The organism is Bacillus haynesii, assembly GCF_014042035.1.
Taxonomy (GTDB): Bacteria; Bacillota; Bacilli; order Bacillales; family Bacillaceae; genus Bacillus; species Bacillus haynesii.
The window spans coordinates 3,876,537-3,896,585 of the sequence record NZ_CP059494.1 but is presented as its reverse complement, the minus strand read 5'-3'; the positions used below and the strand labels follow the sequence as shown (position 1 = coordinate 3,896,585).

The following is a 20,049-nucleotide window of genomic DNA, read 5'->3' as shown; positions in this document are numbered from 1 at the left end:
CCTTAATTACGCAAAGGTTTGCCTTTCACAAGCATATGTTGCATTCTCGCCTGTGATTTCGGTTCACTTACAAGGCTCAAAAATGCTTCCCTTTCCAAATTGAGCAAGTATTCTTCCGTTACTTCAGCGCCGAATGGAACCCTGCCGCCCGCGATGACAAACGCCAGCTTTTTCGCTATCTTCATATCGTGTTCAGAGATGGCGCCGGACAGTTTTAACGATTCAGCACCGAGCAGGAGCGCCGCATAGCCGGTTTCGCCCGTCACCGGGACTTTCTTTTTCACCGGCGGACGGTAGCCGCTTTCGGAAAGAGTCAGGACGAGTTTTTTGGCATCGTATAACAAGTGATCCTGGTTGATGCTGATTTGATCCTCTGCGGTTAAGATGTTCAGCTCTTTCGCTTCTTGAGCCGAAGTCGACGTTTTTGCAAGGGCAATTGTCTCAAACGTCTTGATGGCGGCCTCTTGGATATCCGGTTTAACGCCTTCAGGCAGCCCCTTCAAGTAATTTAAATAAAGCTCTTTATTGCCTCCGCCCCCCGGAATCAGACCGACGCCTGTTTCAACGAGGCCCATGTATGACTCGCTTGAGGCTTGAACACGGGTAGCAGGCAGACAAAGCTCAGTCCCCCCGCCAAGCGTCATGCCGAATGGGGCAGCGACGACCGGCTTGGAGCTGTATTTCACTTTCATCATCGTCTCCTGGAACTGACGGATGATCATATCAATTTCCATATAGTTGTCGTCTTGAGCTTCCATCAGCATCATCGCGAGATTGGCCCCGACGCAGAAATTCTTGCCCTGGTTGCCGATCACAAGCCCTTTATAGTTGGCGTCTACTTCCTCGAGAGCAAATTTAAGCATTTGGATGATGTCAAGGCCGATTGCATTGCTTTTCGAATGAAATTCGAGCAGTGCGACATCATCGCCTAAATCGATCAAACTTGCCCCGCTGTTTTTCTTGATGACGCCTTTTGTTTCTTTGAGTGATGACAAATGGATCGTTTTCTTGTTTTCTTGAAGCGCCCTGTATTCGCCGCTTTCAAAACAGTAATAGAACGTCTTTCCGTTTTCCTTAAGGTAGAAGGTCTCATGTCCTTTTGCGAGCATTTCCTTCACCCAGTCCGCGACCTTCCAGCCCCCTGCTTCAAGCTTTTGCACCGCGTTTTTCACACCGATGCTGTCCCACATTTCAAACGGCCCTGCCGACCAGCCGAATCCCCATTTCATCGCCTGATCAACCGCCGCTATGCTGTCAGCGATTTCTCCTGTCAGCTCTGCCGAATATACAAGCGTCGGAGCTGTAATGTTCCAAAGGAGGCTTCCCGCTCTGTCATCGGAGTAAATAAGCGCTTTCAATCTCGCTCCTGCGCCTTTCATTTGCTTGGCCGCTTCAAGTCCCGATGTTTTTAATGTTTGACGTGGGCTGTAATTCATCGTCATCGGATCAAGCTCAAGGATGTCTTTTCCTTCTTTTTTATAAAAACCTTGTTTCGCTTTGCTTCCGATCCAGCCTTTTTCGAGCATTTGTTCAATAAATTCAGGCAGCCTGAAAACGTTTTTTTCTTCGCCCGTGACTTGGTTATAGACATTTTTGGCTACGTGTGAAAATGTATCAAGGCCGACGACATCGAGCGTTCTGAAGGTTGCGCTTTTCGGGCGTCCGATCAGCGGACCTGTAATCGAATCGACTTCGCCTATCGTGTAGCCGCCTTTCAGCATTTCCTGAACCGTCACAAGCAAGCCGTAGGTTCCAATGCGGTTGGCGATAAAGTTTGGCGTGTCTTTCGCTTCAACAACCCCTTTGCCAAGAACGTCTTCGCCGAATTTCTTCATAAAGGCCAGCACGCCGGGATCCGTTTCGTCAATCGGAATCACCTCAAGGAGCTTTAAATAGCGGGCCGGATTGAAGAAGTGCGTTCCTAAAAAGTGCTTTTTAAAATCAGCGGACCTTCCCTCCGCCATCTGCCTGACGGAGATGCCTGATGTATTGCTGCTGACGATGCTTCCGTGTTTTCTGTATTGATCGACCTTTGAAAACACTTGCTTCTTAATCTCCAGGTTTTCGACAACAACTTCAATAATCCAGTCGGCATCTTTAATTTTTTCAAAATCGTCTTCCATGTTCCCTGTGCTGATACGGCTGATATTCTTCTTTGATGTCAGCGGAGCCGGTTTTTGCTTTAGCAGCTTTTGTACGGCTGACCGTGCCAGCCGATTGCGCACATCCGGGTCTTCAAGGGTGCGGCCTTTTTTCCTTTCCTCATCTGTTAATTCACGCGGCACCATATCGAGCAGTAAAACAGGAATCCCGATATTGGCTAAGTGAGCCGCGATTCCGGAACCCATTACACCTGAACCGATAACGGCGGCTTTTCGAATATGCTTGACCATGAAAGATCCTCCCCCACCTTTGAATGAATACTCATTCATTTTTACTCCAAAAAAATAAAACTCTCCTGTCTTCTTTCATCTTAAAAGATTTTGGAAGCGAGTTCAATAACTTGGTGCAAAATTTCTGAAATTTTTTCATCGGGTATCATTTTGCCGCGTTTACATGTTTCCCCGCTTTTGGGACAAACCAATAGAGAGGAGGTGAAGGCCTTGGTACGTGAAAGAAAAAATCCATCTTCAGCCGCAGTCAGCGCCGCAAGCATAAAAGGCAATGCAGGTCCGGATTATAAAAAGGCGGATGCGGGCGGAAAACGGACAAGCCAAAACCAGCAATATAAAAAGCATAATATGGATGTTCCTGAAGATCATTAAGCCCCTTTAAGCATCCGGTATAAATTTTCCTGGTGTTAGGAAATCTAAAAATAAACGAATGCTAAAAGGAGGCAGACGCATGCAACATCAGCAAGGAATGACAACACCGCCGCCGGTCATTTCAACAAAGGATCATCTGTATTTGCAGGATATGCTGAACTGGAACTTGCTCGCGATGAAAAAAGCGCATTTTATGGCGGATCAATGCCAGGATCAGTCTCTTAAAACAGAACTCGACAGGGTCGGACAAATGCACCATCACCATTACAATGTGATATTGGAGCAGCTTCGTCAAAATCAAACGCAAAATCCGTCAGCATACATGCAATAGGAGGTCAATGATGAATCAGCAAAACCAACAGAAAATCGGCAATCAGGAAACCCCTGTCCCGAAGACCAGCGCGATGAACGACAGGGATTTTGTCAACGAACTGCTGACAACCGAAAAATATATGACGTCAGCATACTCGACGGCGCTTAATGAATTAAGCCATGAATCGCTTTACCAGGCCGTTCAGCCGCTGTTTAACGAGGCTCAAAACGTTCAGCGCAGATTGTACCAGGTGATGTTTCAAAACGGATGGTACAAGGTAGAGGCTGAAGATGCCCAGAAAATCCAGCAGTCCTATCAGCAGTTCCATTCTACATTGCAAGACCAGTCGCCATATCAGCAAAACCAATAAACAAAAAATAAGCAGAGGAATCTCTCTGCTTATTTTTTCTGATTTGCCGCCCGGTGCGCCTCATTTCGTTCTTTAATCTGGCGGATTACTTCTTTTATCTCCTGCTTTGCATCCGGATAAGCGCCGTTCCAATGCTTGGCGAGGGGCGGCATGCTTTTGGCGATATGGCTGTAGATGATCCACATCTTCACCTGTTCTTTCAGTTCTTCGTCCGTTTCGCCCAAAAGCAGCTCCGTATATTTCTCAACAAGTCCGTCCAGCTGCTCCCTGAGTTTTTCCACTCACGACACCCTTTCTTTACGTTTATTTCTCGGGCATGTCCTGCATTTGACGCCGTTTTTGTCTGTTGCATAATACAGACAGCAAGTCGTGCGTGTCCGATCCTCCGCATGCTGTCCGGGATAAAACCTTTTGAGAGGGTTTTCGTCCGCACCTTCTTCAAAAAGGCCGGGCTCAGCTTCATAAAGAAGAAAATGAAAATCTTGCGCCGCCCGTGCCTTGAGCTTCGGGTCTTCTTGAAGCATGTCATACATCCAATACAGATAAACCGCAATATTTTCCCAAAGAATGTGCTTTGAAATAGAGAATGCCCGCCGACAGGCCGCGATCAGGCCGCCAAGATGACGCCTGAAGATATCTTCGGTCAATTTTTTCAGTTCTTCGGTTCGGTCCGCTTCGATAAGCTCAGCACCTTTGTGAAAATAAAACGACGGCGTCCAACCTTGATCATCGGCTTCTAGCTCCCACGATACGGAAGCAGGAGCGGCTGGCAAGCGTTTTCCGCAAACCGTAAACAGATAGAAATGCAGCGCAGCAAGCATACCGCTGCGCTTGACGAGCATTGAAGCCGCAACTTTTTGATTCGGAGCGTTCAGCCTGTCTTTAATATCTTCTACATAACGTCCTAAAAAATCCTCATCAAGGAGCATGTTTCCTTTAACAGAGAATAAGGAGCCGGTCTGCTTCGTTCCAAGGCGAAAACGAAGCAATGACTCAAGCTCCTCTTTTGTTAAATTAAGCATGGGACTGAACCACCTGCTGGACGATGCATCTTCCTCTTCCGTACGGAATGCAGTGCGGTGTTCCGAAAAGCGGATCTTTCGTCACTTCACAGTCCATTTCAAAAACGTCCTGTACAAGTTTGCAGTTGATAATTGATTCAGGCCGGCCTTCGGCATATATTTTTTTATCTTTAATCGCGACGAGGTGATGAGCGTAGCGGCAGGCGAGGTTTAAATCGTGCAGCACCATCACGATCGTGCGCTTTTCGTGTTCATTTAATTCAAACAAAAGGTCCAGAATTTCGATTTGATGCGTCATATCCAAGTATGTCGTCGGTTCATCCAGTAAAATGATATCCGTTTCCTGGGCGAGCGTCATCGCGATCCAGGCGCGCTGCCGCTGGCCTCCGGACAAGGAATCGACTGTGCGCTCAGCCAGTTCTTCCATTCTTGTCGCTTTCAAAGCCCTTTGCACGGCCTCTTCATCTTCTGCTGACCATTGCTTCAGCCAGTTTTGGTAAGGATACCGCCCCTGCTTAACGAGCTGGAGAACGGTCAAGCCTTCCGGAGCCGAAGGACCTTGAGGAAGAATGGCCAGCTCCTTTGCCACTTCTTTGGTCGGAAGTTTGGCGATGGAGCTGCCTTCGAGGAGCACTGAACCGCCCTTTGGCTTCATCAAACGTGCGAGAGACCGAAGGAGAGTCGACTTACCGCAGCCGTTGCTGCCGATAAATACGGTGATTTCACCTTTTGGGATCGTTAAGTTTAACTCATCAATAATGATTGTTTCTCCATAACCTAAGCTTAACGTTTCTGTTGAAATGGCACTCATAAATGAAATCTCTCCTTTTATTGGTTTCTGCTTTTATACAGCAAGTAGATAAAGTAAGGGGCGCCGATCGCTGCAGTAAACACACCGGCAGGCACTTCAACGGGAGAAAAAAGCGTGCGTCCGATGATGTCGGCAATCAGCACGAGCAATCCTCCGATCAGCGCGGCAACCGGCAAGAGGGCGCCGAATGATGATCCGACAAGCCTTCTTGCGATATGCGGGGCCATCAAACCGACAAATCCGACAGTTCCGGCAAAGGCAACGGCGATTCCGGCAAAAGCCGTGCTCAGAAGCAGGAGCAAAAAGCGGTTCCGCTGAACCGAGCTGCCCGCTCCTGTCGCCAGTTCTTCGCCGAGCGTCTGGATGTTGACGTTTCTGGCAGCGGCTGCGGATATCAGCAAAAGGACAAGCGCAGCCGGCAATAAAATGTTCACATCCTGCCAGTTGGACCCATATACTGATCCGGTAATCCAGACGTTCGCCTGGGACATTCTGTATATCGGTCCTTTTATCATAAACAATGTCGTCAGCGACTGGGCAAGCATCGAAAATCCGATTCCGATCAAAACGAGCCTGAAAGTCGAAGAGCCATTTTTATATGAAAGAAAATAAACGAGCATTCCGGCGAGAGCCGCGCCGATAAATGCGGCGACCGGGAGCCAGCTGATGCTGACCGTAAGCGCATTGTTTTTATCGGAAAACAGCATTAAAAACAAGACAACGGCGACTGAAGCCCCGCCGGTCACACCGATGATATCCGGCGAAGCGAGCGGATTGCGGATCAGACCCTGGAGGATCGACCCGGCTGCCGCCAGACAGATTCCGGCAAACAGAGCGACCAAAATCCGCGGCATCCTGAAGGACATGATGATCAGGTCATCGCCCGGATCACCCATGCCCAAAAACGTTTTCGCGACGGCGCCTGGAGAAATAAAACGTTCACCGATGCCGGCGCTGAGGACGACGGCACAAGCCGTCAACACCGATAGGATCATGAACGAAAACAGCGCTTTTCTGCCGATCAACAGTGAAATGCCGCCTTTTCCGATTCTCAGCGTGCGGTAATTTTTCATTTTTGGAACCCCCTTCTCGCGATATAGACAAAAATGGGTGTTCCAATGATGGCCGTCATGACACCGACAGGTACTTCTTCAGGCATGATCAGGTACCTTGCACCAATGTCTGCTGATACGAGCAGGATCGCTCCCAGCACGGCGCAGTACGGAAGAACCCAGCGATGGTCGTGGCCGACGATAAATTTTGCAAAATGCGGGATGACAATACCGATAAAACCGATCGGCCCGGCCACGGCGACAGATCCCCCGGCAAGCAGGACAATCGAAACCGCCATCAGCGCTTTAATCAGCCACGTTTTCTGGCCGAGGCTTTTGGCCACTTCCTCCCCCATCGTTAAGACATTGATTTTAGATCCGAGTAAAAAGCTGATGATAAATGCCGGTAAGATATAAGGAAGGACGGAGACCAAGAGGCTGAGATCGCGCCCCTGGACAGAGCCCGCAAGCCAAAACAATGCCTGCTCAAGCGCTGCTTCATTAACGGAAAGCATGCCTTGCGTCAGGGAGGAGAACAGCGCTGACATCGCCGCCCCTGCAAGCGTCAGCTTAACCGGCGTCAGCCCTTCCCTTCCGAGAGAGCCGACAAAATAGACAACAATCGCGGCAAAGGCTGCACCGAAAAACGAGATCCATGCAATCGCCTGAAGCGAACCGACGTGAAAGAAGAACAGCGCTCCTACAACAAAGAAACCGGCACCTGCGTTCACACCGAAAATTCCAGGGGAAGCAAGCGGATTTTTTGTCATCGCCTGCATTAAAGCGCCGGCAACCCCGAGGGAAGCGCCGACAGTTGCAGCAATCAGCGCGCGCGGCAAACGCACGTTTTTGATGACCAGATGTTCATTAGAGCCGCTGAAGTCGGTAAAAGCCTTGTAAGCCATCGACCATGAAGTATTCGTATAACCGTATACGATACTGGCGCAAACGGCGGCAACCAGCACCAAAATAAACGACAGTAGTGCGATTGTTCTATATTTATTCGTTCTTAAGAGCATAAATTAAAATTCTCCTAGTTTGACTGAAACATCTACTGGTTATTGTATCAGATAACAATGATCTTGAAAATCATTTTCAATTAACAATTGACAAAATTCTGAGCAAAAATTATGATCAGGTTGAATGACTTACATACATAAGGAGGACACACATGAAGAGATGGTCAGTTGTTGGATTTATCGCTTTGTTAGCGATTTCAATTCTTGCAGCCTGCGGCGGAGGCAAGGATGACTCTGCAAAGGGCGGAGAGAATAAAGATACGATCACCGTTAAACATGCAATGGGTACGGAAGACCAAGTGCCTGCAGACCCAAAAAGAGTCGTCGTCCTGACAAATGAAGGAACCGAAGCGCTTTTGGAACTCGGAATCAAACCTGTGGGTGCAGTCAAATCCTGGACAGGTGACCCTTGGTATAAGCATATTCAAGCCGATATGAAAGGCGTTAAGCAAGTCGGACTCGAAGGCGAACCGAATATCGAAGCGATTGCCGAGCTGAAGCCTGATTTAATTATCGGGAATAAAATGAGGCATGAAAAAATATACGACAAGCTTGAAAAAATTGCTCCGACAGTCTTTTCTGAAACACTGCGCGGCGAATGGAAAGACAACTTCTCCCTCTACGCGAAAGCTGTAAACAAAGAAGAAAAGGGCAAAGAAGTTTTAGAAGATTTCGATAAAAAAGTCAGCGAATTAAGCGACAAGCTCGGCGACAAGAAAAAGAAACGGGTGTCGGTTGTCAGATTTATGGCCGGCCAATCAAGGATTTACTATAAAGATTCTTTCCCGGGAATCATCCTGGATCAGCTCGGATTCAAGTATCCTGAAAAACAGGAAAAACTGTTTGAGAAACAAGACGACAAATTTGTTTTTATGACGGAAAATAAAGAATCGATCCCTGACATGGATGGGGATGTCCTGTTCTATTTCACATATAAACCTGCCGAAAGCAAAAAAGAAGCTGAAACGTGGCAAAACGATTGGACAAGCGATCCGCTTTGGAAAAAATTGAACGCTGTAAAAACCGGAAACGCCCATGAAGTCGACGATGCGATCTGGACGACGGCCGGCGGTGTAAAAGCAGCGTATCTGTTCCTAGATGACATCGAAAAATACTTTTTAAAATCGTAAGCAAAAAAGAGCATTTCCAATGGCGGAAATGCTCTTTTGTTTATTTTCCGTTATAGATTCTCGACGTACCATCCGGCCATTTCACCCGCAGATGAAACCGGTCATATCGTTCGTCAAGATTGAAAGCCTCGAGCACATTGCTGATCACGTCTTGCTTTGAATCGGATTTGGCGACCGAAAGCTCGCTTAAAACCATTTTCATTTCGTTTAAAGCTTCTTCCCCTTCGCGGTCCGCTCCGTTCAGATGGTCTTTAATTGATGCTTCTTCCCGCTCCTGTTTGTCGTATACGGCTTCAAACGTATTGTGCTTTCCACGGCCATAGCTTACTTCCAATGCAAATGTATCGTAAGGCACGCTTTCCGCATCTGAAACAGGGGCGTTATCGGGAACGGCCTCCTTGCCTTCTGCATGTTCTTCCGCTATGGAACGGCAGCCGGTCATCAGGATCATGACGAGAGCGATAACGGCCATCCGAAATTGGTTCATACCGTTCATCTCCTCTATGCACATTATTCTTAGCTATGTCCACTTTGCGGAAACTCATTCAATCTCTTAGCGGAAGCCTTTTATGTCATCGCTAAAAATTCTTCTGCATCGCGGACAGCCGGCTGAATGGCCGCTTCCCAGAAATCCCGCTTTGTCAGATCGGCGCCGAGATGCTTCATGGCCAGTTCCTCAACAGACATGGAGGCTGTATCTTTTAAGAGGGCGATATATTTTTCTTCAAATGCCGCCCCCTCTCTCAGCGCTTGCGCGTAAATGCCAAGCGAAAACAAATAGCCGAACGTATAAGGAAAATTGTAGAACGGGACAGACGTAATATAAAAATGAAGCTTTGATGCCCAAAAATACGGATGATACTCGCCAAGCGCACCGCAAAACGCTTCTTTCTGCGCTTCTTCCATCAGCTCGTTCAGCCTTCCGGCGGATACGACGCCGTTTTTTCGTTCATCGTAAAAGCGGGTTTCAAATAGGAACCTTGCGTGAATGTTCATGAAAAAGGCGACGCTCCGCTGAACCTTATCTTCCAGAAGGACGAGTTTTTCTTCATCTGAACCGGCTTGTTTTAACGCCGCATCAGCCACGATCATTTCTGCAAAAGTGGACGCGGTTTCCGCCACGTTCATCGCGTACGCCCTGTTCAGCGGCCTGACGTCCAGCATGGATTCCTGATGAAAGGCATGGCCAAGCTCATGCGCCAGGGTGGAAACGTTCGACTGACTTCCTGAAAATGTCATAAATATTCTCGATTCCCCGCTGTCCGGAAAATTGGCGCAAAAGCCGCCCGGGCGTTTGCCTCCCCTGTCTTCAGCTTCAACCCATCTGTCTCTGAGCGCCTTTTCGGCAAAGGAGGAGAGCTTTTTTCCAAACGTTTTAAACTGCCCGGTAATAAAAGCTGCTGCCTCTGAATACGAATATTCCTTTGCTGCTGAACCGAGCGGCGCTTCGACGTCATACCAGCTCAGTTTATCCAGCCCGAGCATAGACGCCTTCCGGAAAAGATAGTCTGCAAACGGCTTTTTATGATCAATAATGACCTGCCACATGACATCAAGGGTTTCCTGCTTCATGCGGTTGATGTCCAGCGGTTCTTTCAATACATTGTCCCAGCCTCTCGCCTCATAGACGTTCAGTCTGAAACCGGCGAGGTGATTCAGGGTGCTGCTAAGCAAATCAGCGTGCTGTTCCCAACCGTGGTCCAAATTTTCCGATACAGAGCGGCGGATCTTTCTATCAGGTTTAGATGTCAGGTTCTGTGCCTGTCCGACAGACAGAATTTTCGTCTCGCCATCTTCTTCATACGGAATTTGAATTTGGTCGACGATGCTGTCATACATATCGCCCCAGGCATGATATCCGTCAACAGACAAGCCTTGAATCAATGTTTCCTGTTCGGAACTAAGCTTTTCCGTTACCCGCTCTCTTCTCTCATTCAAAATATAAGCGATATCGGAAATGCCTTCATCTTGAAGGATCGCTTCCCATTCTTCATTTGGGACAACGGCAAATTTGCTGTCAAGCACGACCAGCGCCTTCTGCGCATCGGCAGCGAGCTGGGTGACCTCAAAATTAAGGGCATTCGCCTTTAAATCCGTGATGTCCTGGGCTTGGAGACATCCGACAAAAGCGTCTGCTTCGCGGATTTTAACATCAATTGTTTCAAAAAGCGCCAGGGTTTCTTTCAATTCATCAAGGCTTCTTTTTGAAACGGTAAGAGCCTCGGCAGAGCGTTTAAAAGTTGAAAGCAGTGTTTTAATCTCATTTAAATATTGGCGGAATTCGGCGGAGCCGCTCCCGCCTTTAAAGAAAACCTCAAGATCCCACGTATCCTTCAGTTGATGAAATGTCATTGTTCCCGTCCCCTTTCATTGGCTTGTTTCCATTATAAGATAAATTTGCCTTTTCAGGGCAAATAAAAAACGGCCGGCTTGTGAGCCGGCGCGCCTCTTCCCTTATCATATTACAGCTGCCTCATCCGCTTGACCGCATAGCTTGCCGTCAATAAGCCGATTAGGCCGAACACAAATAAAAACAATCCGCCTTTACTTTGCGGTTGACCGTGAACACCATCTGTACCGCTTGTCATTTCCGCGCTGAATGGTTCTGCGATTTGCAGGGCCTGAAGCAGCCTGCCGTCCTCCCCTTTAATGTTAAGGATTCCGTCGCTGTCTACATTTTCGCTCAGAACTTCGCCTTTCTTTTTCGTAACGTATAAAGGGCCCTTCAGTTCATGGCTCGTCCCGTTCTGATCAGTAAACGCTTCTCCCTTTTTGAGTTCTTGTGTCTCGTAATTGCGAAATCCCTCATCCAAAAGCGTTTTTGTATCGCTGTACATCATTTTCTTGCTGTCGGCCTTCATGACGACCGCGATTAAATCAAGGCTGCCCCGCGTTGCCGTCGTGACAAGGGTATGCTTTGATTCATTCACAAACCCTGTTTTGCCGCCGGTTATACCTTGGTAAGGAATCTCACCTGTCAGCATCCGGTGATGGTTTTTCAGCGTTGTGTCCCACGTCTGTCCGTGCCAAGCCGTTTGCTTTTCCGAAAAAAGCGCTCGAAACGTTTTGTTTTTCATGGCGTACTCGGTAATTCTCGCCATGTCGGCGGACGTCGTATAATGATTTTTGTCAAACAGTCCGTGAGGATTCATAAAATGAGTGTCATGCACTCCGGCATGCTCAGCGATAAACGCGTTCAAATCATCCGCAAACTGTTTCACGCTTCCGCTGACATGTTCCGCGATCGCCGTACCGGCGTCATTTCCCGAATTCATCAGCAGCCCTTGGAGCAGCCGTTTTAACGGTACCGACTCCCCCGCTTCCAGATATACGCTTGATCCTTCTGTTTGAGCGGCATTTTTGCTGACTTTCACACGATCTTCTAAATTTCCGTTTTCTATTGCATAAATCGCCGTGGCAATTTTGGTAATGCTGGCTGGATACATTTTTTTGCGGCTGTTTTTTTCATAGAGGACCTGCCCCGATTTCCCATCGATCAATATGGCGGAAACGCTTTTGATTTCCGGTTTGTTTTTTTCTCCTGCTTGAGCCGAACTATGAAAAAACAGCGTCAGACATAGTACAATAATGAACAGGAGGGATCGTTTAACATTCATCGTGTCACCCTGCCTTCTTTCTCGCTTGCAATTTTTATAAAAATAGGTCTTTTAGCACTTTTTAAATTTTATCAATGATAAACTGTCGCTGACAAGCCTTTTATTGTCAACAAACCAAAATTTTGAATGGAGGAAACTCATTGAACAATAAAATCGCCATCGTAACGGGCGCGACAAGCGGATTTGGTTTATTGACCGCTTTAAAACTCGCCGGCACTCATTTCGTAATCGCAACGGCGCGCCATCCGGAAAAAGCGGAAGCTTTGCGGAACCGCATAGCAGAGCTTTCGATCGAGTCATCGATTGCCGTCGCTGAACTTGATGTCACAAACGAACAATCGATTTCATCATTTTCCGAAGAGCTGAAACGGTACGAACAGATCGACGTTCTCGTCAATAATGCAGGAACGGCATACGGCGGATTTGCTGAAGAGCTTTCTCTTGACGACTACAGAAAACAGTATGAGACAAATGTTTTCGGCCTGCTGGCGGTCACGAAAGCGGTCCTTCCTTATATGAAGAAACACAGCGGCGCCAAAATCATCAATCTGAGCAGCATCAGCGGGCGGATCGCTTTCCCCGCTTTCTCGGCATATGCTTCATCAAAGCATGCGGTTGAAGGCTTTTCAGAAAGCCTCCGTCTCGAACTCCGTCCATTCGGGATCGATGTGGCCGTCGTTCAGCCGGGATCGTATCAGACGGCGATTTGGGAGACATCGTTTGCCGCGCAGGTCACTAAACCTGAAGCCGAATCACGGTACAGTACATATTTTGAGCGGATCTCTTCCTACATTGCGGCGAGCCGCAAACATTACGGAAACCCTGATGATGTGGCTGAACTGATCTGCCGCCTCGCTGCAAAAAAGCGGCTGAACAGGCTACGCTATCCGATCGGCAAGGGCGTCCGCCTCCTGATCCTTCTCCACAGCGCCCTGCCTTGGCGAATTTGGGAACGTGCGGTCATTAAAAAATTGTTTAAATAAGGTTATTTAAAATAATTATAATTTAGTATTGATTTTAATTTTATATTTGTTATAATATAATTAACAAATGAAAAACACGAGGAGGAAATGTTACATGATCTCTCAACAATTAAAACAGCAAAATCCTGTACTTGAAAACTCAATGAATACGAATTTGTCAAACTGGTTCATCCTCTACACGAAGCTTCACCGTTTTCACTGGTATGTAAAAGGGCCGCAGTTCTTTACCCTTCATGAAAAATTCGAAGAGCTTTACAACCATGCCGCAGAAACAGCAGATGTAGTCGCGGAACGCTTGCTGGCCATCGGCGGACAGCCGCTCGCCACAATGAAAGAATACCTTGACCACGGCACAATCGCGGAAAACGGTTCCGAAAAAACGGCCGAAGAAATGGTTTCCGCACTTGTCAGCGATTACCGTCAAATCCGCGATGAAATTCAGCATACCATCGAACTGGCGGAAGACAAATCAGATCATTCTACCGCTGACCTTTATATCGCCCTGACAGAGGAAATTGATAAGCAAATTTGGATGCTTTCTTCATTTTTGGACAAGTAATATGAAAAAGCCATGGCAGACGCCATGGCTTTTATTTATGATTTGCTTTTCGCAAGTTTTGCTTTCATTGTTGTTTGCTTTCCATTTCTCAGCACCTCAAATGTGACAGTATCTCCTGCTTTTGCTTCTGTATAAAGAATTTTTCTGAGGTCTGAAGTGGTTTCGACGTTTTTGCCGTTCATTTTGGTGATGACGTCGCCGGCTTTCATACCCGCGTCAGCCGCAGGCGATTTCGGCGATACTTTATCGATGTACACGCCTTTATTGAGCTGGTCTCCGAAAAGGCCAAGCGTATTTTGCTGATACTGTTCAGGCACCTGCTGCATATCGATCATTTGCACACCTAGGAAAGGCCGTTCCACTTTTCCTTTTTCCAAAAGCTCGTCAACGATCGGCTGAACATCATTGCTCGGTATCGCGAAACCAAGCGATTCAACACCGCTTTGGCTAATCTTCAGGCTGTTGATACCGATGACCTGCCCACTGCTGTTAATCAGAGGCCCGCCACTGTTTCCAGGGTTGATCGCCGCATCTGTCTGAAGGACGTTCATATCCCAATTCCCTTCAGATGTGGAGACTTCAATCGTCCGGTTGACACCGCTGATGATGCCTTCTGTAACCGTTCTTGAAAATTGCAGGCCGAGAGGGTTCCCGATCGCAATTACTTTTTCGCCGGCGCGCAGTTTTGCGGAATCTCCGAAACTTGCAACCTTATCAACGCCTTTACTGCTGATCTCTAAAACGGCCAGATCAGTCAAAGCGTCGCTGCCGATAATCTTGGCATCTGCGGTCTTACCGTTGTATAAGGAGATGGTCACCTTCGAAGCGCCTTCAACGACGTGGTTGTTTGTGATAATGTAGGCCTTTCCGCCGTCTTTCTTAAAGATGACGCCTGATCCCGTGCCGCTCTCCTCCACGTCGTCTTCAGAGAAGCCGAAGCTCGTTTGAATATTTGAAACTCCGACGATCGCAGGTTCCAAATCTTCCACCATATCAGGAACGTTATCTGCGTTCGTGACAGGTTTTGTGGTGAAATTCTGCGACTGCTTTGGCTCTGTCTGTCCGGTTCCGGCGGTTTCGCTCGGATGATCGCCCGGCAGATACGGGGAGATTCCAAGCACTAAGCCGCCCCCGATGATGCCGCCCAAAATCGGGCTCAGCCACGAAGCCTTACGCCGTTTTTCTTTTACCGCTCTCGTTTCCCTGGCATCTTCCAAGGCTGCAGCGGTTTCTTTATTCGTAAGATCTGACTGATCGTCTGTATCCTTCTTTAAAATCAGCTCGGGCTCCTTTGCCGGCTGTTCTGACTGCTGCTCCTCAGAACCTGCCGTTTGCGGCGTCTGCGCTTCTTCGTGAAGCTGCTCTTCATTTGCATGTTTTTGTTCGTCATCGCGTCTAAAATCCATAAGCGTACACTTCCTTTATTTTTCTTGTCTTCAACTATCGCAAATGGCATAAAAGCTTTAACATCCACAAAAAAAGAGACCCGGCCGTCGTTCACTCTGTGTTCATTCCCTTTCTTCCCTGATAAATATGTTACGAAAACATTGTGGGATAAAAATGAAAAGAATATGTGAAATTATGAAAATTGACCAGTCTTATGTTAAAACTAGTATAATGACGTAGAAAGGATGTGAACCGCCCTTGTCATACTCCATTTATCTAGTTGAAGATGAAGAGAATTTAAATGAATTGCTGACAAAATACTTAGAGAGTGAAGGCTGGCACGTCACTTCTTTTCTAAACGGCGAAAGTGCCAGGCAAAAAATAGGCCAGTCACCTCATTTATGGATTCTCGATATCATGTTACCAGATATCGACGGGTATACGCTAATAAAAGAAATAAAAAAACAAGATCCGGAAGTCCCCGTCATCTTCATTTCTGCGCGCGATGCCGATATTGACAGAGTGCTGGGGCTTGAGCTGGGAAGCAGTGACTATATATCTAAGCCGTTTCTCCCCAGGGAGCTGATCATCCGCGTCCAAAAGCTGCTCAAGCTGATATATAAAGAAGAACCGAGAGAGAAGAAAAAAGGAACGCCGGTTTCCTGCTATGAAGTCTATGAAGACTTGAGAGAAGTCTATGAAAATGGCAGCATGATCAATTTGACGTCAAAGGAATTTGATCTTCTGCTTCTATTTATAAACAACCAGGGCCGCGCCTTTTCAAGGGAGGATATCCTCACCAGCGTCTGGGGAGATGATTACTTCGGAACCGACCGCGTCGTCGACGATCTTGTCAGAAGGCTGCGCAAGAAAATGCCCGAACTGAAAGTGGAAACCATCTACGGGTTCGGCTACAGGATGTTGAAATCATGAAGAACAGGTCACTCGCCTTTCAAATTTGGAGTGTCATTTGCGGCATCCTGTTAACGGTCTCGATTTTGCTGACGTTTTTATTCTCGACGACACTGCAGAACTTTTTTACTGATGAAATTTATACAAACATTGAAAATGAACAGCATGTTCTGACGGAATACGGATTTTCCGATTCACCGGAAAGAGGCTTCGGCGGAAGCGGCGGATCGCGAAGTACAAACCGCCACGTTCAGCACGTCCTGCTGCCTGAGAAAGGAACCGTCTATCAGAGCCCGCAGATTCTCCCCGATTCATTTATCGAGAAGGTTCAGAAGCTCGGCAAAAGACAGGACGAGTCATCGAAAAGGTATTCGGAGAATGTCAATGGAGAGCACGTTTTCTTTGTGCTCAAAAAAATCCAGACCCAGGACCAGACGTTTCTGCTGTTGTCCTATGCGCTTGATTCATACAGGGACGATTTGTCACATACGCTGTTTAAGCAGCTGCTGTTTATTTTGATCGTCGTCATTTTGCTGAGCTGGATTCCTTCAATCTGGCTGGCGAAATATTTATCAAGACCGCTCGTCACGCTCGAAAAGCACGTCAAACAAATCTCTAAACAGGATTGGGATGATCCCGTGATTGTCGACAGGGAAGACGAAATCGGCAAGCTGGGGCACACTATTGAAGACATGCGGCAAAAGCTCATCCAGAAAGATGAGACAGAACGCACGCTCCTGCAAAACATCTCCCACGATCTGAAAACGCCGGTCATGGTCATCCGCGGGTATACCCAGTCGATCAAAGACGGCATTTACCCTAAAGGAGATTTGGAAAACACGATTGAAGTCATTGAAGGCGAAGCGGAAAAACTCGAAAAGAAAATCAAAGATCTTCTTTATTTAACAAAGCTTGATTATTTGCTGAGACAAGAAAGACAGTACGGAACTTTTGATATACAAGAGGTCATTAAAGAAGTTGTTGAACGCTTGAGATGGTCCAAAAAAGAATTGAACTGGAAGATTGATCTTGAAGAGGAAACAATGTTGACGGGCGATCAAGAACAATGGAGCAAGCTGTTGGAAAACGTTCTTGAAAACCAGATCCGCTATGCGGAGTCATGCATTGAAATCAGCGTCAGGTCGACGAAAAAACATACGTTGATCACCATTAAAAATGACGGACCACACATTGAAGAAGAGATGCTTTCCAGCCTATATGAGCCTTTTAATAAAGGGAAGAAAGGCGAATTCGGCATTGGACTCAGCATCGTTAAACGAATCTTAACGCTCCACCATGCTGACATGACCATTCGGAATGATCAAACCGGTGTGTGCTACTCAATATCCGTTCCGCGAAATTAGACTGTAGACGCTGCAGTCTTTTTTCATATAAACGAATAGCCGTTGAAATCCCGGTAGCTCGGCTTCATCGTGTTTTTTGGCTTTTTCATCCATTTCTTTTCGCACAGGACGTGCTTTGGATATTTGACTTTGTCTACCTTAATTCCCCTGCTGCGCAGGCGCCTGATCATGTCATCGATTTCTTTCATCAACATTCACCCTTTCTCCACAAATTTTGACCACTCGGTCACCTTACTTTATAATATAAATAATATCAAACAAAAAAACAAGTTACAATCTAGTTAAAAATATAACGGAGCAAAAAAAGTGACCCATCAGTCACCCCGGTTCGCCGAAAGCCGCTTTCGGGTTCGATCTTTCAGGAAGGTGAAAGCCATGAAACAAAAAGAGAAAGTCATTATTGAAACAGCCATCAAACTTTTCGCAAAAAAAGGATACAGTTCTACTTCAGTCCAGGAGATTGCAAAAGAGTGCCAAATGTCAAAAGGAGCTTTCTACATTTATTTTAAATCAAAGGAAGCGCTCCTCCTTTCAGTCCTTCACTACTACTATGAAAGAATCTTTACCCGAATCCAGAAAATCAAAACGGAGCATAACAATCCGCGCGATGTGTACCGGATGCAGCTCGTCGTTTTTTTCGAAAACATTTTGGAGCATAAAGAGTTTATCACGATGCAGTTTAATGAGCGGTCAATGCCGATCAATGAAGAAATTGAAGCGTTTGCGAAAAAAATGCGGAGAACCACGCTCAGGCTGCACATCGAAAACATCCAGAACATTTACGGCAAAGACATTGAACCGTACAGCGCCGAACTGTGCTTTATGATCAACGGAATGAGCGATGTCTACCTTGAGCTGATGATTTTGCTGCACCATTCGTTCGACCTGCAGTCTCTTGCCGACCACATGCTGAACCGCCTCGATGATTTGGCGAAGGGGATGATCAAGCGCAATGACCAGCCGCTGATCTCGTTCGAAAAAGCAGACGAATGGTTCGGCCCGTTTTACACATTTGATCCGCTGAAGGACGCCCTGCTCAATGAAATGCGCGTCAAAGCGAACAAGCAGTACAACGGCGCTCCTCCTGCCGACCTTGCCGAAAGCCTGGATATTCTGGAGAAAGAGCTGAGAAAAGAAAAGCGCAAAAACGTCATCATCAAAGGCATGATATCCAACTTGAAGGAATATCCCGCGATTCGAAAAGAAACGGACAAACTCGCTGAATTGATCAAAAAAGACATGCACCATCCGCACGGATGATCCGCAAAACAAAACCGGCTGCAATGCATGCAGCCGGTTTGTTGTTTATGCTTTCGGTTTCACCATTTCTTCAGGTTTTACAACTTCGTCGAACTGCTCCTCTGTTAAAAGGTTCAGCTTGAGAGCTGCTTCTTTCAGTGTCAGCCCCTCTTTATGGGCCAGCTTCGCGATTTTCGCCGCATTTTCGTATCCGATATGCGGGTTTAAAGCCGTAACCAGCATGAGAGAGTTGGTTAGGTTCTTTTCAATTGTTTCCCGATTAGGCTCGATTCCTACCGCACACTTGTCATGGAATGAATTCATGCCGTCGGCAAGAAGCTGAACGGATTGCAGGAAGTTGTAAATAATCACCGGTTTAAAGACGTTTAGCTCAAAGTTCCCCTGGCTTGCAGCAAAGCCGATCGTTGCGTCATTCCCCATGATCTGGGATGCGACCATTGTCAGCGCTTCGCTTTGCGTAGGGTTGACTTTTCCAGGCATAATCGAGCTTCCCGGCTCATTTTCCGGAATAAGCAGTTCGCCGATTCCGCAGCGCGGTCCGCTTGCAAGCCATCTGACATCATTGGCGATTTTCATGAGATCTGCCGCAAGCGCTTTTAGTGCCCCATGCACGTGTGTCAGTTCATCATGGCTTGTCAGCGCATGAAACTTATTAGGCGAGCTTTTGAATGTCTGTCCGGTCAGGGCGCTGATCTCTTGGGCAACGGTGCTTCCGAATTCAGGGTGAGCATTAATGCCTGTTCCCACGGCAGTTCCGCCAATGGCAAGGTCGCGGATTTTTTCAGCCGCTTCAAGAACCATCTCTTTAGAGCGGTCCAGCATGTATACCCAGCCGCTGATTTCCTGTCCCAATGTCAGCGGTGTCGCATCCTGCAAATGAGTGCGGCCGATTTTGACAATGTCTTTGAACGCTTCAGCTTTTTCATGCAACGTGCTTCTCAAGCGGTCAATCGCCGGGATCAGTTTATCGTGAATGGCGAGGACAGCAGCCACGTGCATCGCTGTCGGGAATGTGTCGTTAGAGCTTTGGCTGCGGTTGACATCATCATTCGGATGAATCTTCAAGCTTGATCCTTTTTCCTGCAAATAAGCCGTTCCCCTGTTTGCCACGACTTCATTCATATTCATGTTGCTCTGTGTTCCGCTGCCGGTCTGCCAGACGACGAGCGGAAAATGGCTGTCATACTTTCCTTCTAAAATATCATCGCATACGGAAACAATCGCTTCCCTTTTTTCCGCTTCAAGATTTCCAAGCTTTTCATTGGCAATCGCAGCGCTTCTTTTCAAGATTGCAAACGCATACACAATTTCCTGCGGCATTTTCTCAGAACCGATTTTAAAGTTCTCCTTGCTTCTTTGGGTTTGGGCTCCCCAAAACTTATCAGCGGGAACCTTGACTTCACCCATCGTATCTTTTTCAATTCTGTAGTCCACTTTCGTATCCCTTCCTTCTATAAATCTGCGATATTCTATAGTTCGATAAAAA

Annotated in this window: 21 protein-coding genes; 9 read left to right on the top strand and 12 right to left on the bottom strand. The window is 47.1% G+C overall.

Translation table 11 applies throughout. From position 1 onward, the window contains the following. Positions 1 to 2: 2 nt before the first annotated feature. Positions 3 to 2,393, bottom strand: coding sequence for a 3-hydroxyacyl-CoA dehydrogenase/enoyl-CoA hydratase family protein (locus tag H2R00_RS19230; protein ID WP_182070096.1), 2,391 nt, complete (start codon positions 2,391 to 2,393; stop codon positions 3 to 5). Between the two features lie 210 nt (positions 2,394 to 2,603). Between H2R00_RS19230 and H2R00_RS19225 the strand changes: the two genes are divergently transcribed. The 3 genes from H2R00_RS19225 (at position 2,604) to H2R00_RS19215 (ending at position 3,448) form a co-directional block, all read left to right on the top strand. Further along, the gene (locus H2R00_RS19225; RefSeq protein WP_020452884.1) at positions 2,604 to 2,765 is read left to right on the top strand and encodes a YuzL family protein; all 162 of its coding nucleotides are present in this window, start codon (positions 2,604 to 2,606) and stop codon (positions 2,763 to 2,765) included. Positions 2,766 to 2,844: 79 nt separating this feature from the next. Continuing rightward, positions 2,845 to 3,096: a hypothetical protein gene (locus H2R00_RS19220; protein WP_043927159.1), complete on the top strand. Its 252-nt coding sequence runs from the start codon at positions 2,845 to 2,847 to the stop codon at positions 3,094 to 3,096. Between the two features lie 10 nt (positions 3,097 to 3,106). After that, on the top strand, positions 3,107 to 3,448 hold the full coding sequence (locus H2R00_RS19215; protein ID WP_043927161.1) for a spore coat protein: 342 nt from the start codon (positions 3,107 to 3,109) through the stop codon (positions 3,446 to 3,448). Positions 3,449 to 3,477: 29 nt separating this feature from the next. On the opposite strand, the gene H2R00_RS19210 is transcribed toward H2R00_RS19215, so the two are convergent. Genes H2R00_RS19210 through H2R00_RS19190 form a run of 5 tightly spaced genes read right to left on the bottom strand, consistent with a single transcriptional unit; the run spans position 3,478 to position 7,352 of the window. Beyond that, positions 3,478 to 3,729 (bottom strand): YusU family protein, encoded by a 252-nt coding sequence (locus H2R00_RS19210; RefSeq protein WP_128823008.1) that lies wholly within the window; start codon positions 3,727 to 3,729, stop codon positions 3,478 to 3,480. Then, positions 3,730 to 4,470 carry an IucA/IucC family C-terminal-domain containing protein gene (locus tag H2R00_RS19205; protein WP_182070095.1) on the bottom strand — a complete coding sequence of 247 codons (741 nt, stop codon included), beginning with the start codon at positions 4,468 to 4,470 and terminating at the stop codon, positions 3,730 to 3,732. Beyond that, positions 4,463 to 5,281 (bottom strand): ABC transporter ATP-binding protein, encoded by an 819-nt coding sequence (locus H2R00_RS19200; protein WP_154998210.1) that lies wholly within the window; start codon positions 5,279 to 5,281, stop codon positions 4,463 to 4,465. Before H2R00_RS19200 ends, H2R00_RS19205 begins: the two co-directional genes overlap by 8 nt. A gap of 17 nt (positions 5,282 to 5,298) precedes the next feature. Next, positions 5,299 to 6,354, bottom strand: coding sequence for a FecCD family ABC transporter permease (locus H2R00_RS19195; protein WP_182070094.1), 1,056 nt, complete (start codon positions 6,352 to 6,354; stop codon positions 5,299 to 5,301). Further along, positions 6,351 to 7,352 (bottom strand): FecCD family ABC transporter permease, encoded by a 1,002-nt coding sequence (locus H2R00_RS19190; RefSeq protein ID WP_182070093.1) that lies wholly within the window; start codon positions 7,350 to 7,352, stop codon positions 6,351 to 6,353. The genes H2R00_RS19195 and H2R00_RS19190 overlap by 4 nt, the downstream gene beginning before the upstream one ends. Positions 7,353 to 7,504: 152 nt before the next feature. Between H2R00_RS19190 and H2R00_RS19185 the strand changes: the two genes are divergently transcribed. Continuing rightward, positions 7,505 to 8,482 carry an ABC transporter substrate-binding protein gene (locus H2R00_RS19185; protein WP_154998204.1) on the top strand — a complete coding sequence of 326 codons (978 nt, stop codon included), beginning with the start codon at positions 7,505 to 7,507 and terminating at the stop codon, positions 8,480 to 8,482. A gap of 40 nt (positions 8,483 to 8,522) precedes the next feature. Here H2R00_RS19185 and H2R00_RS19180 read toward each other — a convergent pair whose 3' ends face one another. From H2R00_RS19180 to H2R00_RS19170, 3 genes are all read right to left on the bottom strand, one after another. After that, on the bottom strand, positions 8,523 to 8,969 hold the full coding sequence (locus H2R00_RS19180) for a YusW family protein (RefSeq protein ID WP_182070092.1): 447 nt from the start codon (positions 8,967 to 8,969) through the stop codon (positions 8,523 to 8,525). A gap of 80 nt (positions 8,970 to 9,049) precedes the next feature. Next, a complete protein-coding gene (locus H2R00_RS19175) occupies positions 9,050 to 10,834 on the bottom strand; it encodes a M3 family oligoendopeptidase (RefSeq protein WP_182070091.1) in 1,785 nt (594 codons plus the stop codon). 110 nt (positions 10,835 to 10,944) lie between these two features. Then, positions 10,945 to 12,099, bottom strand: coding sequence for a D-alanyl-D-alanine carboxypeptidase family protein (locus H2R00_RS19170; RefSeq protein WP_154998198.1), 1,155 nt, complete (start codon positions 12,097 to 12,099; stop codon positions 10,945 to 10,947). 140 nt (positions 12,100 to 12,239) lie between these two features. Between H2R00_RS19170 and H2R00_RS19165 the strand changes: the two genes are divergently transcribed. Both H2R00_RS19165 and H2R00_RS19160 read left to right on the top strand, forming a co-directional pair. Further along, positions 12,240 to 13,082, top strand: a complete 843-nt coding sequence (locus tag H2R00_RS19165) for an oxidoreductase (RefSeq protein ID WP_182070090.1) — start codon at positions 12,240 to 12,242, stop codon at positions 13,080 to 13,082. Between the two features lie 94 nt (positions 13,083 to 13,176). Next, on the top strand, positions 13,177 to 13,641 hold the full coding sequence (locus H2R00_RS19160; RefSeq protein ID WP_154998194.1) for a Dps family protein: 465 nt from the start codon (positions 13,177 to 13,179) through the stop codon (positions 13,639 to 13,641). Positions 13,642 to 13,676: 35 nt separating this feature from the next. Here the strand turns inward: H2R00_RS19160 and H2R00_RS19155 are convergent, their stop codons facing one another. After that, a complete protein-coding gene (locus H2R00_RS19155) occupies positions 13,677 to 15,047 on the bottom strand; it encodes a S1C family serine protease (RefSeq protein WP_154998192.1) in 1,371 nt (456 codons plus the stop codon). 238 nt (positions 15,048 to 15,285) lie between these two features. Between H2R00_RS19155 and H2R00_RS19150 the strand changes: the two genes are divergently transcribed. Continuing rightward, positions 15,286 to 15,960 (top strand): response regulator transcription factor, encoded by a 675-nt coding sequence (locus H2R00_RS19150; protein WP_182070089.1) that lies wholly within the window; start codon positions 15,286 to 15,288, stop codon positions 15,958 to 15,960. Further along, positions 15,957 to 17,303, top strand: coding sequence for a two-component system sensor histidine kinase CssS (cssS, locus tag H2R00_RS19145; RefSeq protein WP_154998336.1), 1,347 nt, complete (start codon positions 15,957 to 15,959; stop codon positions 17,301 to 17,303). Before H2R00_RS19150 ends, cssS begins: the two co-directional genes overlap by 4 nt. A gap of 23 nt (positions 17,304 to 17,326) precedes the next feature. Here the strand turns inward: cssS and spxO are convergent, their stop codons facing one another. After that, positions 17,327 to 17,491, bottom strand: a complete 165-nt coding sequence (gene spxO, locus H2R00_RS19140; protein WP_023856228.1) for an anti-adapter protein SpxO — start codon at positions 17,489 to 17,491, stop codon at positions 17,327 to 17,329. 187 nt (positions 17,492 to 17,678) lie between these two features. Between spxO and H2R00_RS19135 the strand changes: the two genes are divergently transcribed. Beyond that, positions 17,679 to 18,563, top strand: coding sequence for a TetR/AcrR family transcriptional regulator (locus H2R00_RS19135; RefSeq protein ID WP_154998334.1), 885 nt, complete (start codon positions 17,679 to 17,681; stop codon positions 18,561 to 18,563). A gap of 45 nt (positions 18,564 to 18,608) precedes the next feature. Here H2R00_RS19135 and fumC read toward each other — a convergent pair whose 3' ends face one another. Further along, complete coding sequence (gene fumC / locus H2R00_RS19130; RefSeq protein WP_154998332.1) at positions 18,609 to 19,997, bottom strand: class II fumarate hydratase; 1,389 nt, start codon at positions 19,995 to 19,997, stop codon at positions 18,609 to 18,611. Between the last annotated feature and the right edge of the window lie 52 nt (positions 19,998 to 20,049).

Bases quoted from the DNA above. Each gene is read 5' to 3' on its own strand.
- H2R00_RS19230 (WP_182070096.1), bottom strand. From the start codon at position 2,393: ATGGTCAAGCATATTCGAAAAGCCGCCGTTATCGGTTCAGGTGTAATG.
- H2R00_RS19185 (WP_154998204.1), top strand. From the start codon at position 7,505: ATGAAGAGATGGTCAGTTGTTGGATTTATCGCTTTGTTAGCGATTTCA.
- H2R00_RS19190 (WP_182070093.1), bottom strand. From the start codon at position 7,352: ATGCTCTTAAGAACGAATAAATATAGAACAATCGCACTACTGTCGTTT.
- cssS (WP_154998336.1), top strand. From the start codon at position 15,957: ATGAAGAACAGGTCACTCGCCTTTCAAATTTGGAGTGTCATTTGCGGC.
- H2R00_RS19220 (WP_043927159.1), top strand. From the start codon at position 2,845: ATGCAACATCAGCAAGGAATGACAACACCGCCGCCGGTCATTTCAACA.
- H2R00_RS19195 (WP_182070094.1), bottom strand. From the start codon at position 6,354: ATGAAAAATTACCGCACGCTGAGAATCGGAAAAGGCGGCATTTCACTG.
- H2R00_RS19155 (WP_154998192.1), bottom strand. From the start codon at position 15,047: ATGGATTTTAGACGCGATGACGAACAAAAACATGCAAATGAAGAGCAG.
- H2R00_RS19180 (WP_182070092.1), bottom strand. From the start codon at position 8,969: ATGAACCAATTTCGGATGGCCGTTATCGCTCTCGTCATGATCCTGATG.
- H2R00_RS19175 (WP_182070091.1), bottom strand. From the start codon at position 10,834: ATGACATTTCATCAACTGAAGGATACGTGGGATCTTGAGGTTTTCTTT.
- H2R00_RS19135 (WP_154998334.1), top strand. From the start codon at position 17,679: ATGAAACAAAAAGAGAAAGTCATTATTGAAACAGCCATCAAACTTTTC.
- spxO (WP_023856228.1), bottom strand. From the start codon at position 17,491: ATGAAAGAAATCGATGACATGATCAGGCGCCTGCGCAGCAGGGGAATT.
- H2R00_RS19215 (WP_043927161.1), top strand. From the start codon at position 3,107: ATGAATCAGCAAAACCAACAGAAAATCGGCAATCAGGAAACCCCTGTC.
- H2R00_RS19160 (WP_154998194.1), top strand. From the start codon at position 13,177: ATGATCTCTCAACAATTAAAACAGCAAAATCCTGTACTTGAAAACTCA.
- H2R00_RS19205 (WP_182070095.1), bottom strand. From the start codon at position 4,470: ATGCTTAATTTAACAAAAGAGGAGCTTGAGTCATTGCTTCGTTTTCGC.
- H2R00_RS19170 (WP_154998198.1), bottom strand. From the start codon at position 12,099: ATGAATGTTAAACGATCCCTCCTGTTCATTATTGTACTATGTCTGACG.
- H2R00_RS19200 (WP_154998210.1), bottom strand. From the start codon at position 5,281: ATGAGTGCCATTTCAACAGAAACGTTAAGCTTAGGTTATGGAGAAACA.